Below are 15,283 nucleotides of genomic sequence, written 5' to 3'. Positions count from 1 at the left end.
GATCAAAATTTAGCTTGGCTAAAATTCTTATCCCGTTAAATTTACTTTGGTTTTGTTCTTTAAGAACTATATTCTTTGAACTTTCAAGGATATGTCACTGTTCAGTTATCAAGGTTCTTTGTTGTTGTCTCAGCAGCAACTTCTTTATTATATCAGGCTTTGTTTTGTTTGTCAAGAACTTTTTTAACCTTTTTCAAAAGTTTTTTTGAAGTTCTTTCGTAACTCACTCAGCGAGTACTGATTTTATCACTGTTTTTCGCTGTTGTCAACAACTTTTTTAACTTTTTTGAATTTTTTATTTTTTTCTGTTTATTCAGAAAAAAATACGGAGAAGGAGGGATTTGAACCCTCGCACCGCGTGAACGGTCTACACCCTTAGCAGGGGCGCCTCTTCAGCCACTTGAGTACTTCTCCAAATTCAAATGCATTCAGTTTTGAACAGCGTTCATCAGTGACGCATTTGAAATTATACTTTATGAATTTACTTTTGTCAATGCTTTTTTTAATTTTTTTCAATTATTTATTTTGTATCACCGGAATGCTTTATTTTTCCGCTCTTTTTTCAATAGAATAGTAAAAGCAATAACACAGATAATCACGGAAAGCAGGGAGCCTGCTGCCGTAGCCAGTCCCATGGGATAGAGCGTATCTGAAAAAAGCCTTGACATCATATAGACTCCGGGTACCCGGACGAGAACGATGGCCGTGATATTATGTAGAAAGGAAAGCCCCGACTTCTGGCAGGCACAGAAGTAGCCGCTGAAGCTGAAATGGATTCCCGCAAAGACGCAGTCCCAGATATAGCCCCTCAGATACTGGCCCCCGGAATGGATCACGGTTCCATTATCTGTGAAAAGGCTCACCACCGGATCTGCCGCAAACTGGATCACCACAGCCACCGTAAGGCCAAAGCCCAAGGCAATCATGATTGCATATTTTAAAGTCTCCACGGCCCTCTCCGGTTTTCCGGCGCCAAAATTCTGCGCGCCAAGGACAGAGACGGAGGAAAGCATGGAGGAAGGCACCAGGAAAAGGAAGCTGATGACTTTTTCTACAATGCCCACTGCCGCCGCATCGTTTAAACCTCTGCGGTTCGCAATGATCGTTATGATAATGAAAGCAATCTGAATCAGCCCATCCTGAAAAGCGATGGGAATCCCGATCTGAAAAAGCTGGAGCATGACTGTCTTCTTCGGAAGAAAGTTCTCCTTATGAAGAGAAATGCCAGTTTTTCTTTTTTTCATCATAAGAAAGGACACGCCCACACTGACTGCCTGGGAGAGGGTGGTTCCAAGTGCAGCGCCCACAGGTCCCAGGTGAAACGCTCCCATGAAAAGGTAGTCCAGCACAATATTTACTCCGCAGGCCACGGCGATAAAGTACATGGGACTTTTGGAATCTCCCAGGCCGCGGAAAATAGAGCTGATGATATTGTAGGCAGTGATAAAAGGAATGCCGAGAAAGCAGACGATCAGATAACGAACCGTTCCCTCCACAGCTTCCTCCGGGGTTGACATGACTGAAACGATACCTCGCACGGAAAGAAGCAGCACCGCCGTCAGAATTACAGAGAGCACCAGAAAGACCGTAACTGTATTTCCCGTACAGTCTGCCGCTTTTTTCCTGTCCTTGGCCCCTACGGCCTGGCCAATACTCACGGTAGTGCCCATGGCAAGGCCCACAATCATCACAGTCAGCATATGCATGACCTGGCTTCCGACAGAGACCGCCGTGGTTCCTGCCACACCCTCAAACTGACCAATGATAAAAAGATCCGCCATTCCGTAAAGAGTCTGCAGAAAATAAGATAAGAGATAAGGCAGAGAGAAATATACAAGATTTTTCAGCACACTTCCACTGGTCAGATTTTTTTCCATGGATTTATATTCTCCTTTGCGTTTTTCTCGATCTTAAACCCTACAGCTGTTGTAGAGTCAAGTCTGTGGATAAGAAAAACCGGAAAGAAATCCCTGCCGACAGTTTCTTCCCGGTCTTACTGCTCTTTATTCTGCTTTTTTTACAAAACGGTTATAAATATAGTCGTTTGCCCCTTTTTCCTCGCTGTCATCCAGCTCCTTCAGTTCCATGGGACGATTGTATTTTCTCTCCAGGGCTTTCCGGATGAGATAGTCTGCCACCTGGGGATTTTTCGGCAGGAGCGGCCCATGAAGGTATGTTCCGATGACGTTTTTGTAGACCACGCCCTCATAACCGGATTCCCCGTCGTTACCGTTGCCGTAAAGTACCTTCCCGAAGGGCTTATTTGCCCCGATAAAGGTCCTTCCGCCATGGTTCTCGAATCCCACTACCGGTAAGTCAAAAAGATCGCTCTTTAAGACGATATTTGAGATCAGACGGCCTTCCTTCTGCTCGGTATAGAGATCCACCAGCTCCAGGCCCTCGATGAGCCCGTCGTCGGTCTGGTAATATTTTCCAAGAAGCTGATAGCCGCCGCAGACAGCGATGACGACGCCGTCCGACTCCACATACTCCTTGAAATCCTCGCGGATCTCCTTGAGCTTGTTGCAGACGATCATCTGCTCCCGGTCGGAACCGCCGCCCAAGAGTACAATATCAAGATCCTGAAAATCTACTTTATCCCCCGAGCGGAACTCTTTTACTTCCGCCCGGATCCCTCTCCACTCACAGCGTTTCTTCAGGCACTGGATATTTCCCCGGTCCCCGTAAAGATTCAGAAGATCCGGATAAAGATGGCCGATGGTAATGTTCATTTCTGCTCTCCCTCCAGTTTCTTCAGAATGTTGTGGGTCTTATAAAGACCGGTATAGTTTACCAGCACATAGAGGTTCTTCACACCGTCTTTGATGCGGTCCTGGATAGCCTTCTCAATATCCGGCTCGAGAATCGAGGGAATGTCCACATATTTCAGCCGAAGCTGCATATCCCGGCAGCGGATGCCGCTCACCGTGATGGAATGAATCCCCGCATTCTTAAACCGGTCGAAATCCACGTCCCAGAGCCAGGAGACGTCGATGCCGTCCTGACTGTTGTCGTTGATCAGGATAATCAGGTCTTTTTCCTTCGTATCTTCCATAACTGCGGAGATATTCTGGTTGAAGCCCGCCGGATTTTTCGCCAGGTTAAGGATGATGTCCGTTCCGTCGATGTGGAAGGCCTCGTTCCGGCCGTTTTCCGGGCTGTATTTTCTTAAGACACGGTTGTAGGCCGTGAGCTTTAAGCCCGCCTCTTTTCCTGCTGCATAAGCCGCCAGAATATTGTAGATGTTGTAAAAGCCTCTGTAATTGGCCTCAATGGCCGTTCCGTTCACCTCAAAGGACAGATTATCCCCGGCGTGAACTTTAAGGGCATTGTAGGTAAGCTTCGGCCGTTTGAAGCCGCAGTTGGGGCAGTAATAATCTCCCAGCTGGCTGTAATGATAAAAATGATACTCCATCCTGGAGCCGCATTTTTTGCAGAAGGTGCCCTCCCGGATCTCACCGGAATCCTTCTGATCCTTGAAATACTGCTCTCCGATACCGAAGGTCACATAAGGATTTCCGCTTTCCATGGCAAGATAGGTGGAAAGGGAATCGTCTCCGTTTACGATGACTTCCATTTCCGGCGCCATCTCCATGGCTTTTTTCAGAAGATTCATGGTAATGTCGATCTCACCGTACCGGTCCAGCTGGTCCCGGAAGAGATTGGTCAGCACCATGTAATCCGGCTTGAAATGTGGAAAAATCCGGACTGTAGAAGCCTCGTCCACCTCGATGCAGGCATAGTCTGCCTTCAGATTGCCGCTTAAGGAAGCGTTCTGGGCGAAGGCTGCTGCCACACCGTTGAGCATATTGGAGCCCGTATGGTTGCAGACCACCTTTTTCCCCTCCGCCTCGAGGGCGGAGCAGAGAAGGTTGTTGGTGGTGGTTTTTCCGTTGGTTCCGCAGGTGACAAAGATCTTCTCCTTTACCTGGCCGGAGAGCTCTTTTAAAATATCCGGATCGATCTTCAGAGCGATCTGTCCGGCCAGAGTCACTCCCTGTTTACCGGTGATCCGGCAGGCAAAGCCCGTGGCCTTTGCCGCCCACACCGCGATGATTCTTCTTAATCTGCTCATTTATTTTGATTCTTCTTCCAGTTCAGTTTCCATGGTTTTCAGCATATCCTCGTCGGATTTGTTGGACTCCTCCTTGACTCTGGCGATGCTGGCTACCTTGATATCCTCTCCCACATCCATGAGTTTCACTCCGGAGGTCACTCGTCCCAGAATGGAAATGTCCTCGCAGGCGATGCGGATCACGATTCCCTCGGTATTGATGAGCAGGATCTCATTTTCTTTGTTAAGGATCTTTACGCCCACCACATTTCCGGTCTTCTCCATGATCTTGTAGCACTTCACGCCCTTACCGCCGCGGATCTGCGCGGTAAACTCGTTGAGGTCGGTCAGTTTGCCCATACCTTTTTCCGATACGGTCAGGAGATATTTACCCTGGGTGTCAAGCTGCATGCCCACAACTTCGTCTCCGTCGGAAAGGGTCATACCGATGACGCCCATGGAGACACGTCCGGTGCTTCTCACATCGGTCTCGTGGAAACGGATACACATGCCATACTTGGTCACGAGGAAAATATCTTTCTCATCGTTCGTGCGTTTTACCTCGATGAGCTCGTCGTCCTCGCGAAGGGTCATGGCTGCCAGGCCGCCTTTTCTCACATTGACATAATCCGTCACCGGAGTCTTTTTCACGATACCCTTCCTGGTCGCCATGAAGAGATACTGACCCTCGGTAAATTCCTTGATGGAAATCGTGGCCGTGATCTTCTCATCTGCGGCGAGCTGCAAGAGGTTCACAATAGCGGTACCCCTTGCCGTACGGCTGGCCTCCGGGATCTCATAGCCCTTGAGACGGTATACCCGGCCGGTGTTCGTAAAGAACATGATATAACTGTGGGTATTCATCATGAGAAGCTCAGTGATATAGTCATCCTCCAAAGTCTGCATGCCCTTGATGCCTTTTCCGCCGCGGTTCTGGCTCTTGAAGTTGTCCACGGTCATACGCTTGATGTAGCCGAGTTTGGTCATGGCAATCACCACGTTCTCATCAGGGATCAGATCCTCAGTGGAAATATCAAACTCGTCAAAACCGATAGAGGTTCTTCTCTCGTCGCCGTACTTGTCAGCAATCTCGGAGATCTCCTTGCGGATTACGCCGAGCAGCAGGTTCTCGTCTGCCAGGATCGCTTTCAACTCGCCGATGCGCTTCATGAGCTCGGCGTATTCGTTTTCCAGCTTCTCCCGTTCCAGACCGGTCAGCGTACGGAGACGCATATCCACGATAGCCTGGGCCTGGGCATCAGAGAGAGCAAAGCGCTCCATCAAAGCCGCTTTCGCCGCCTGAGTATTGGCGGAACCGCGGATGATCTTAATAACCTCATCGATATTGTCAAGGGCAATGAGCAGTCCCTGTAAAATGTGGGCTCTCTCCTCTGCCTTGTTCAGATCATATTTCGTCCGTCTGGTGACTACATCCTCCTGATGACGGATGTAATGCTGCAGAATCTCCAGAATATTCATGACCTTGGGCTGCATCCGGGTGGGCTCGGTGCCTACCAGGGCCAGCATGATCACGCCGTAAGTATCCTGAAGCTGGGTATGTTTAAAGAGCTGGTTTAACACCACGTTCGCGTTGGCGTCGCGGCGGAGCTCGATATTGATCCGCATACCTTCACGGCTGGATTCATCGGTGATACCGGTGATGCCGTCGATCTTCTTGTCGCGGACCAGCTCGGCGATCTTCTCAATGAGCCGGGCCTTATTTACCATGTAGGGAAGCTCATGCACCAGAATTCGGCTCTTGCCGTTGGGCATGGACTCGATCTCAGTCACCGCCCGCACACGGATCTTTCCGCGGCCCGTACGGTAGGCTTCCTCGATGCCTTTGGTTCCGAGAATTATGGCTCCTGTGGGGAAATCCGGTCCTTTGATGATCTTTAAGATCTCCTCGATCTCCGTCTCCCGGTTCTCCAGAATCCGGTTGTCGATGATCTTCACGACAGCGGAAACCACCTCGCGAAGGTTGTGGGGCGGGATATTGGTCGCCATGCCGACAGCGATACCGGTGGTTCCGTTTACCAGAAGGTTCGGAATCCGGCTCGGCAGTACGGTGGGCTCTTTCTCAGTCTCATCGAAGTTCGGCTGGAAATCAACGGTGTCTTTGTTGATATCAGCCAGCATCTCCATGGAGATCCTGCTCAGTCTCGCCTCAGTGTATCGCATGGCTGCTGCGCCGTCGCCGTCCACGGAACCGAAGTTTCCATGGCCGTCTACCAGCGGATAACGGGTGGACCATTCCTGGGCCATATTTACCAGGGCTCCGTAAATGGAACTGTCACCATGGGGGTGATATTTACCCATGGTATCGCCGACGATACGCGCACACTTACGATGGGGCTTATCGGGTCCGTTGTTCAGCTCGATCATGGAGTACAGCACTCGTCTCTGTACGGGCTTTAAGCCGTCCCGCACATCCGGAAGAGCCCTGGAAGCGATTACACTCATGGCGTAATCGATATAGAACTTCTCCATGGTCTTTTTCAGGTCTCTTTCATGGACCTTGTCAAAAATATTGTCTTCCACGGTTTCTCCTCCTAAATGTCAAGATTTTCTACAAATTTCGCGTTTTCCTCGATGAACTCTCTTCTGGGCTCTACCTGATCTCCCATCAGGGTGGTGAAAGTCACATCCAGCTCGGAGGAGGCCTCGTCATCCATGTTCACACGAAGGAGGATCCTGCGCTCGGGGTCCATGGTAGTCTCCCAGAGCTGCTCAGGGTCCATCTCTCCCAGTCCTTTGTAACGCTGGATCTTGTTGTTCTGGTCACGGCCCACCTCGTTCAGGATCTTCGCGAGCTCCTCATCGCTGTAGGCATACCAGACTTTTTTGTTTTTCTCAAGCTTATAAAGGGGCGGCTGTGCCAGATACACATGGCCCTGGCGGATCAGCTCCGGCATGAACCGGTAAAGGAAGGTCAGCAGCAGGGTGCTGATATGGGCGCCGTCCACGTCGGCATCGGTCATGATGATGATGCGGTCATAACGAAGCTTGCTGATATCGAAATCCTCATGAATACCGGTTCCGAAGGCAGTGATCATCGCTTTGATTTCCGCATTTCCGTAGATCCGGTCGAGTCTTGCCTTCTCCACGTTCAGGATCTTTCCGCGAAGAGGAAGTATCGCCTGGGTCGCACGGCTTCTCGCGGTCTTCGCAGAGCCACCTGCAGAGTCTCCCTCTACGATGTAGATCTCGCAGTTTTTCGGATCTTTGTCCGTACAGTCAGCCAGTTTTCCTGGAAGCGCCATGCCGTCTAGGGCAGATTTTCTCCGGGTGAGCTCTCTGGCCTTCCGCGCTGCCTCCCGGGCACGCTGGGCCATGATAGATTTCTCCAGGACGATCTTTGCCACCTGCGGATGCTGCTCCAGATAAATCGTGAGCTGCTCTGTCACCAGGTTGTCAACGGCTCCGCGCGCTTCGCTGTTTCCAAGCTTCTGCTTGGTCTGACCCTCAAACTGGGGCTCCTCGAGCTTGACGCTGACGATAGCAGTCAGACCCTCACGGATATCCTCGCCGGAAAGGCTGTCAGACTCTTTGATGAGCTTATTGGCCTTGGCATAGGCGTTAAAAGTCTTTGTCAGGGCGTTACGGAAACCGGTAAGATGTGTTCCGCCCTCCGGGGTGGTGATGTTGTTTACAAAGCTGTAAACACCCTCGTTGTAACCGTCGTTGTGCTGAAGGGCAACCTCCACAGAAACGCCGTCCCTGTTTCCCTCACAGTAGACGATCTCCGGATAAAGGGGGGTCTTTCCGCGGTTTAAGTAGCTCACAAACTCCTTGATACCGCCCTCATAGTGGAACACCTTCTGTACGGGCTCATCTTCCCTGTCGTCCCTCAGGATGATACGGATTCCCTTGGTGAGGAAAGCCATCTCCCGGAGACGGTGCTTCAGGGTGTCAAAATCATATTCTGTCTCTTCAAAAATCTCCGGATCCGGCTGGAAATCCACCCGCGTTCCGGTCTTCTCCACCGGGCAGTCGCCCACGACCTTTAAGGGATAGCAGACTTTGCCCCGCTCATAGCGCTGCTGGTAAATCTTTCCTTCATGGCAGATCCGAACCTCCAGCCAGGTGGAAAGCGCATTTACGACAGAGGCTCCTACGCCGTGAAGTCCGCCGGACACCTTGTATCCGCCACCACCGAATTTTCCGCCGGCATGAAGGATCGTAAAGACGACCTCGACAGCCGGAAGGCCGGATTTATGGTTGATGCCTACGGGGATACCGCGGCCGTTATCGATGACCGTGATGCTGTTTCCCTTGTTGATGATGACCTGTATTTCCGTACAGAAACCGGCCAGAGCCTCATCCACCGCATTGTCCACGATCTCATATACCAGATGATGGAGTCCCCGTACGGAAGTGCTTCCGATGTACATTCCCGGTCGTTTGCGGACTGCCTCCAGACCCTCCAGGATCTGGATCTGGTCTGCGCCATATTCTGCATTTTGTTGTTCTGTACCCATTTTCTAACCTCCTTAAGTTACTACTCCATCGCTTACCCGAAATACTTTATTTATCTCAAAACGGTTCTCGACAAACTCATCGAGTCCCGTACAGGTGATCAGTGTCTGTATATCATGAATGCCGTCCAGAAGATATTTCTGCCTGCTGCTGTCAAGCTCCGAGAGCACGTCGTCCAGAAGAAGCACCGGCGTATCCTTGATTTCCTGCTTCACCAGCTCGATCTCGGAAAGCTTCAGAGAAAGCGCTGCCGTACGCTGCTGCCCCTGGGAACCGAATTTCCGGATATCCATACCGCCGATATCGAAGCAGAGATCATCCCTATGGGGTCCCGCCTGGGTCGTACGGAGCTTCAGATCCCGGTTCCGGTTGGCCGTAAGCCTTGCTTCAAACTCTTCCGGCTCCACATTTTTCTCATAATGGATCACCAGAGTCTCCCGTCCTCCGGAAAGGCGCTGATGGATTTCGCCTATGATCTCGTTTAAACGGCCGACAAATTTTTCCCTCTCCCGGATGACCCGTTCCCCGTACTGAACGAGCTGGCGGTCCCAGACGTCCAGCGTATCCAGGTATTCCGGGCGGAACATGATCTCCTTGAGCAGCTTGTTCCGCTGATTCAGGATCTTGTTGTAATTGGACAGCTGAAAAAGATAGACCTTCGAGAGCTGGCAGAGCTCCAGATCCATGAAACGCCGCCGCTCTCCCGGTCCGCTTTTGATGATATTCAGATCTTCCGGAGAAAAAAATACAAAGTTTCCCAGACCCAGAAGTTCTCCCGCCTTCCGTATGGGCACGCCGTTGATGGCAATTCCCTTGGGCCTGTTTTTCTTGAGATGCATGTCGATGCTGTAGGAGCTTCCGTCCCGGTCAAGCTTCATGCGGATGTGCGCTTCCTCCTGGTCAAAACGGATCATCTCCCGGTCCTTGCTTCCTTTGTGGGACTTGGTGGTCCCGCAGAGATAGACCGACTCCAGGATATTTGTCTTTCCCTGGGCATTTTCCCCGTAAAAAATATTGGTGCCGGGATCCAGCGTAAGCTCCAGCGTCTCATAATTTCTAAAATTTTCCAGTTTGATCGATTCGATTACCATTCGGCACCAGCCTTACTTTTTTTCCAGAACCGTTACCGTCTTTCCTTCGTAGGTAAAGGTGTCTCCCGGATGGAGTTTCTTTCCTCGCTGGGTCTCCGTCACGCCGTTGACCAGAACGTGGCCTTCCTGTACGGCGAACTTGGCGTCCACGCCGGATTCGCAGAGACCGGCCAGCTTCAGGGCCTGTCCCAGTTTGATAAATTCATCTTTGATTGTAATTGTTTCCATAAGTTTCCTTCCTTAAGCCGTAAAGTTCACCGGCAGAATGAGATAGGTGTAAGTTTCCTTGTCGTCCCGGATAAAGCAGGGAGCCTTCGGATTTACCAGATAAATATCCACGGTCTCGTCGTCGATGACTCTCAAGGCATCCATCAGGAACCGGGGGTTGAAACCGATGAGAATATCCTTACCCTCTTTCTCAATATCGATATCCTCTTTCATGGAACCGATCTGAGAATTGATCTTAAGTTCCATGGAACCATCCGTGATATGAATGATGATGGGTTTTTTGTCTCCTTCTTTCACCAGCAGCGTCGCACGGTCGATACAGCTTAGAAGCTCTCTCTTATTTACCGTGATCTTCGTCTCATAATCGCTGGAAAGCATCTGATCGATACGGAAATATTCTCCCTCGATCAGGCGGGAAACCACGATGGTCTCCTCAAATTCAAATACGATATGGTTGGTTGTAAAGAAAATACGGACATCGTCATCGGTTTCGCCGGATAAAATTTTGCTCACTTCGGTGAGTGTCTTTCCAGGAACGACAACTTTGATGTTTCCAAAATTCTCTTTTAATTCGACTTTTCTAATAGAAATACGGTGTCCGTCCAGGGAAACCACTTTTAGTAAACTTCCGTTTACTTCAAAAAGTTCACCGGTCATCATTTTATTATTCTCATTGGCTGCAATGGAAAAGATGGTCTGACGGATCACTTCCTTCAGTGTGAACTGGGTGAGAGTGATGCTTTCATTTTTTTCAACAGCGGGAAGACCGGTGAAATCATCGCCGGACTGGCCCGGAATATTAAATTTTGCTTTTTCACAGGTGATCGTGGTGTTCAGTTTGGCATCGGTCTCGATGGTAACTTCATTTTCAGGAAGTTTTCGTACGATTTCAGAAAAGATCTTCGCATCCAGAGCTACGATACCTTTTTCCTGAATGGAACCGTCAACGGTGGTTTCGATTCCAAGTTCCATATCATTGGCTGTGAATTTAATTTTTCCAAGAGTCGCATCGATGAGGATGCATTCCAGGATCGGCATGGTCGTTTTGGAGGGTACCGCTTTCAGTACGGTGTTTACACCCTTTAACAGACTCGTTTTGGAACAGATAATTTTCATAGGTGTGTACTCCTTTTGGCCGAAAAAGGCTTTGAATATATTTTTTATAGAAAATCCGTAGTCATATTCTTAGGGGCTGTGAATTTGTGAATAACCGTACGAAAGCCTGTAAAATCAAGGGTTCCGGCTGTGGAATACTTTTGTGGAACTTTCGTACGAAGCCTGTGGATGACTGTCAGTTCGGTGTGATTTTCTTCTTGATAATCTCTACGGTATTGCGTGTGGATTCGGATTTTTCCATGTCGGCGACGATGGTGTTGCAGGCGTGGATAACTGTGGTGTGGTCTTTTTTCCCCATTATGGTTCCAATGGACTTTAAGGGGATACCAATGATCTCCCTGCAGAGATACATGGCAATCTGTCTGGGAAAGACAATCTCGGAATTTCGTTTCTTTCCTTTGATGTCTTCCGGACGGATTCCGAAGTGCTCTGCCACCGTATTGATGATGAGCTCCGGAGTGACCTCCCGTTTTTCGTCCGGAGAGATGATATCGCGGAGTTCCTGTTCCGCCATTTCAATTGTGATTTCCTTTTTTTCCAGGCGGCTGCAGGCCATCAGTTTATTGAGGGCTCCCTCCAGCTCACGGATATTTGATTTGATATTGGTGGCGATGTATTTGATGACTTCGTCATTTACCTGATAGCCGTCAAGTTCTTCTTTTTTCCGGAGAATTGCCATACGGGTTTCGTAGTCGGGAGAGGAGATGTCCGCGATCAGGCCCCATTCGAAGCGGGAGCGGAGACGTCCTTCCAGAGTCTGCATTTCTTTGGGGGGTTTATCCGAAGAAATAATGATCTGCTTTTTATTGCTGTGCAGATCATTAAAAGTATGGAAAAATTCTTCCTGGGTGGATTCTTTTCCTATAATGAACTGGATATCATCAATAAGAAGTACGTCAATATTGCGGTATTTCTCGCGAAAACGGGCAGTTGCAGTGTTGTTGTTGTTACGGATGGCCTCGATCAGCTCATTCGTAAAAGATTCACTGGTCACATAAAGCACCTTGGTTTCCGGATTTCTTTCTAATATAAAATGCGCGATGGAATGCATGAGGTGGGTTTTTCCCAGACCAACGCCTCCGTAAATAAAGAGAGGATTGTACATTTCTCCCGGAGATTCGGCCACCGCGAGGGATGCGGCGTGGGCAAAATTGTTGTTGCTGCCGACCACGAAGGTATCGAAAGTATACTTCGGATTTAAGTTGGCCTTTTCAATGCATTCGTTCAGATTAGAAGTAACAGTTGCCTTTTTTGCCTCCAGTTTCTGGGCTTCTTCGGGGAGGATAAACTCCAGCGAACAGTCCAGACCGGTGATTTCCGCGATGGCAACCCGAAGCGGAAGGGCGTATTTCTTCTTAATATAACCGAAAGCAGGCTGCTGTTCAGCCGGGATCAGAATATACAGCGTATTGGCTGATCCGTTTTTCTCGAAGCTATGTACTTTCAGCGGTTTGAGCCAGGTATCGAAAGATACGTCCGTAAGTTCATGCTCCAGTTTTACGGTATATAGAATTTCCTCCCATTTTTCTTTGATGATGTCCATTCAGATAACTCCTTACATTGGTTATAAGCATACGAAAAAAAGACTATGGAGTCCTCCACAATCATAAAAAAGACCGTATGGTGTATGTCCGTACGGGACGAGCATAAAAAAATCATCCCACTATACTCACCAATTTTAAACTAAAACGGTAAAATTATCAATGCTTAATTCTTGTGAAAAAGAGAAAAATATTTGTTCACAGTGAAAAAAGGCGTAAAAATCAGACATTTTTGGCGACTATGTGGATGATGGAGACGCTTTCCACAGGTTATTCATGAGTTATGCACAAGTTATCCCCAATATGTGGATAACTTGTGGATTGGCCGTGGATGAGCTGGGGATGACATGTGAATTATGGTAAAAAAAGAAAATTTTCCACATATGCACAAAAATAAGAAAATCTGGCGGAAAAAGCAGAGTTTCTTCTTATTATATTGCAGGAGAACGCGGAAAAAGTCCCGCCAAAAAACTCCTTGACTTTCTTGTTTTTTATGAATATAATGAGAAATGATGTTTTAGATTGGCTGCTATTTTTTGTCTTTCCGGGAGAGGGAAAGCGATTTCGGAGTTTCGGACAAGGATGGTGGGATAGAAGAAGGAGGTGCCAAAACTTATGAAAATGACATTTCAGCCGAAAAAAAGATCCAGAGCGAAAGTTCACGGATTCAGAGCAAGAATGAGCACAGCAAACGGCAGAAAAGTTCTTGCTGCCAGAAGAGCAAAAGGAAGAAAAGTATTGTCAGCATAGGCCGCATATTTGTGGCCTTTTCTTCTCTTTAATAGAAACGTATGGAGTTTTTATGATATTTTCAGAGTCATTGAAGAAAAATCAGGATTTTCAGAGAGTTTACCGGGCAGCAGATTCCAGGGCCAACCGCTATCTGGTGTTGTACCGGCTGGAAAATGGCTTGTCAAAAAACCGCATCGGGATTTCTGTCAGTAAAAAGGTGGGGAACAGTGTCGTTCGCCATCATATGTGTCGTTTAATTAGAGAGAGTTATCGTCTGAATGAAAAATCACTAAAACCTGGATATGATCTGGTGGTTGTGGTAAGACCACTGGCAAAGAGCAGAAGCTATCGGGAAATCGAGAGTGCGCTTCTGCATCTAATGAAGCTTCAGAACCTGGTTCAGGAGCTTTCGTCGGAGAATAAAGATGAAAAAAATCTTAATCGGAATGATTAAATTATATAGAAAATACCTTTCCCCGTTAAAGAGTACCAAATGTCCGTATTATCCCACCTGTTCCCAGTATGGGCTGGAAGCGATCGAGAAATACGGCGCTCTGAAGGGTTCCCTTCTGGCCGTGTGGCGTATCTTAAGGTGCAATCCCTTTTCTCACGGAGGGTATGATCCTGTTCCCTGAGCGGTTTTTTATCCGCTTTACCAGGAAGACGAAAATCAAGAGTAGCGCAGCTGCGGGGCGAGGGGAGCCGGGACAGCTGTAACATCCAGGAGGAAAAGCATGTTAATAACCAAGACCAATACGTTCATTATTGGACCGGTAGCCACCCTGCTCGGCTTCATCATGAATGCCATCTTTATCTTTCTGAGCAGCGTTTTCCATGTGGAAAATATCGGTTTATGTATCATTCTGTTCACGATCATTATCTATGGAATCATGACTCCGCTGACATACAAGCAGCAGAAGTTCTCCAAGCTTTCCGCGAAAATGAATCCGGAACTGCAGAAGATCCAGAAGAAATACAAGGGCAAGCAGGACCAGGCTTCCATGATGAAGATGAACGAGGAAACCAAGGAAGTATACGCAAAATACGGCGTATCCCCCACAGGAAGCTGTGTTCAGATGTTGATACAGCTGCCGATTCTGTTCGCTTTGTACCGTGTTATCTGGAATGTGCCCGCGTATGTAGGCAGCGTAAAGAACGCTTTCATGCCGCTGGTTGAGAAGATCCTCGCAACAAGCGGAAGCCAGGAAGTCCTTTCAGAGATCGCAAAAGTAAACAACATTAGCTTTGAGAAATTAGGCTATGCAGCCAATTCTATCGTAGATACGCTTTACAAATGCAAACCCGCAGACTGGGAAACCCTCGCAGAGAAGTTTCCGGATTTCTCTGATCTGGTAACAAAGACACAGGGCGAGATGGACCGCATGAACTATTTCCTGGGCCTGAATATTGCGGATTCTCCGTTAAATATCATCAGAAGCGGCCTGGAGAGCGGAGCCATTCTTCTCGTGATCGGAGCTCTTCTGATCCCGATCCTTTCCGGTCTGACCCAGTGGTTCAGCGTGAAGCTTTCCACCGCAGCAACAACGCCTTCCAACAACTCCGAGGGTGGAACCATGGAAGCTTCCATGAAGATGATGAACAATGTTATGCCGCTGATGTCCGTTGTATTCTGTTTCACCCTGCCCACCGGTCTTGGTATCTACTGGGTAGCCAGCGCCGTTGTGCGTATGATTCAGCAGATCATCGTAAACAAACAGATCGACAAGATCGACCTGGATGAGATGATCCAGAAGAACGTGGAGAAAAACAACGAGAAGCGTAAAAAGATGGGACTTCCGCCTCAGACGATCTCCAAGCAGGCCATGATGGCAGCTTCCAAACAGGCAGATCCGGAAGAGGATGAGAAGGTTCAGAAGCAGAAAGAGGAAGCCCGGCAGAAACAGATGGAGAAATCCACGGAATACTACAAAAACCACGCGGCAAAACCGGGAAGCATCGCGGCAAAAGCCCGTATGGTAGAGCAGTATAACGAGAAAACCGGAAAGAAGAAATAAGAGGTAAGCAAAAACAGGAGGGGTACT

General features: G+C 48.6%; 13 protein-coding genes and 1 tRNA gene. 4 read left to right on the top strand and 10 right to left on the bottom strand.

Going from position 1 to position 15,283, the window contains the following annotated elements; genetic code table 11:
- Nucleotides 1-326 precede the first annotated feature (326 nt).
- The 10 genes from LKD71_RS14405 to dnaA all read right to left on the bottom strand — a co-directional run bounded on the left by LKD71_RS14405 (nt 327) and on the right by dnaA (nt 12,511).
- Nucleotides 327-414 (bottom strand) — tRNA-Ser (locus tag LKD71_RS14405).
- Nucleotides 415-530: 116 nt separating this feature from the next.
- Complete coding sequence (locus tag LKD71_RS14400; protein WP_227615978.1) at nt 531-1,877, bottom strand: MATE family efflux transporter; 1,347 nt, start codon at nt 1,875-1,877, stop codon at nt 531-533.
- Nucleotides 1,878-2,003: 126 nt separating this feature from the next.
- Complete coding sequence (locus LKD71_RS14395; RefSeq protein ID WP_227615977.1) at nt 2,004-2,732, bottom strand: type 1 glutamine amidotransferase; 729 nt, start codon at nt 2,730-2,732, stop codon at nt 2,004-2,006.
- Complete coding sequence (locus LKD71_RS14390; protein WP_227615976.1) at nt 2,729-4,075, bottom strand: Mur ligase family protein; 1,347 nt, start codon at nt 4,073-4,075, stop codon at nt 2,729-2,731. The genes LKD71_RS14395 and LKD71_RS14390 overlap by 4 nt, the downstream gene beginning before the upstream one ends.
- A complete protein-coding gene (gyrA, locus tag LKD71_RS14385; RefSeq protein WP_227615975.1) occupies nt 4,076-6,595 on the bottom strand; it encodes a DNA gyrase subunit A in 2,520 nt (839 codons plus the stop codon).
- An 11-nt stretch (nt 6,596-6,606) separates the two neighbouring features.
- Nucleotides 6,607-8,535, bottom strand: coding sequence for a DNA topoisomerase (ATP-hydrolyzing) subunit B (gene gyrB / locus LKD71_RS14380; protein WP_227615974.1), 1,929 nt, complete (start codon nt 8,533-8,535; stop codon nt 6,607-6,609).
- A 12-nt stretch (nt 8,536-8,547) separates the two neighbouring features.
- Nucleotides 8,548-9,624 (bottom strand): DNA replication/repair protein RecF, encoded by a 1,077-nt coding sequence (recF, locus tag LKD71_RS14375; RefSeq protein WP_227615973.1) that lies wholly within the window; start codon nt 9,622-9,624, stop codon nt 8,548-8,550.
- 12 nt (nt 9,625-9,636) lie between these two features.
- A complete protein-coding gene (locus tag LKD71_RS14370) occupies nt 9,637-9,852 on the bottom strand; it encodes an RNA-binding S4 domain-containing protein (RefSeq protein ID WP_178046921.1) in 216 nt (71 codons plus the stop codon).
- Between the two features lie 12 nt (nt 9,853-9,864).
- The gene (gene dnaN / locus LKD71_RS14365) at nt 9,865-10,968 is read right to left on the bottom strand and encodes a DNA polymerase III subunit beta (RefSeq protein ID WP_178046920.1); all 1,104 of its coding nucleotides are present in this window, start codon (nt 10,966-10,968) and stop codon (nt 9,865-9,867) included.
- 175 nt (nt 10,969-11,143) lie between these two features.
- Complete coding sequence (gene dnaA / locus LKD71_RS14360) at nt 11,144-12,511, bottom strand: chromosomal replication initiator protein DnaA (RefSeq protein WP_178046919.1); 1,368 nt, start codon at nt 12,509-12,511, stop codon at nt 11,144-11,146.
- 613 nt (nt 12,512-13,124) lie between these two features.
- Here dnaA and rpmH point away from each other — a divergent pair.
- From rpmH to LKD71_RS14340, 4 genes are all read left to right on the top strand, one after another.
- Nucleotides 13,125-13,259, top strand: a complete 135-nt coding sequence (gene rpmH, locus LKD71_RS14355; protein WP_117767944.1) for a 50S ribosomal protein L34 — start codon at nt 13,125-13,127, stop codon at nt 13,257-13,259.
- 52 nt (nt 13,260-13,311) lie between these two features.
- Nucleotides 13,312-13,695 carry a ribonuclease P protein component gene (rnpA, locus tag LKD71_RS14350; protein WP_178046918.1) on the top strand — a complete coding sequence of 128 codons (384 nt, stop codon included), beginning with the start codon at nt 13,312-13,314 and terminating at the stop codon, nt 13,693-13,695.
- Nucleotides 13,667-13,876: a membrane protein insertion efficiency factor YidD gene (gene yidD / locus LKD71_RS14345; protein WP_178046917.1), complete on the top strand. Its 210-nt coding sequence runs from the start codon at nt 13,667-13,669 to the stop codon at nt 13,874-13,876. Before rnpA ends, yidD begins: the two co-directional genes overlap by 29 nt.
- A 99-nt stretch (nt 13,877-13,975) precedes the next feature.
- The gene (locus LKD71_RS14340; protein WP_178046916.1) at nt 13,976-15,256 is read left to right on the top strand and encodes a YidC/Oxa1 family membrane protein insertase; all 1,281 of its coding nucleotides are present in this window, start codon (nt 13,976-13,978) and stop codon (nt 15,254-15,256) included.
- Nucleotides 15,257-15,283 lie beyond the last annotated feature (27 nt).

It is taken from the genome of Fusicatenibacter faecihominis (genome assembly GCF_020686945.1).
Classification (GTDB): Bacteria; Bacillota; Clostridia; order Lachnospirales; family Lachnospiraceae; genus Limivivens; species Limivivens faecihominis.
The sequence above is the reverse complement of the archived record's forward strand: the minus strand, read 5'-3'. Positions and strand labels throughout refer to the sequence as shown.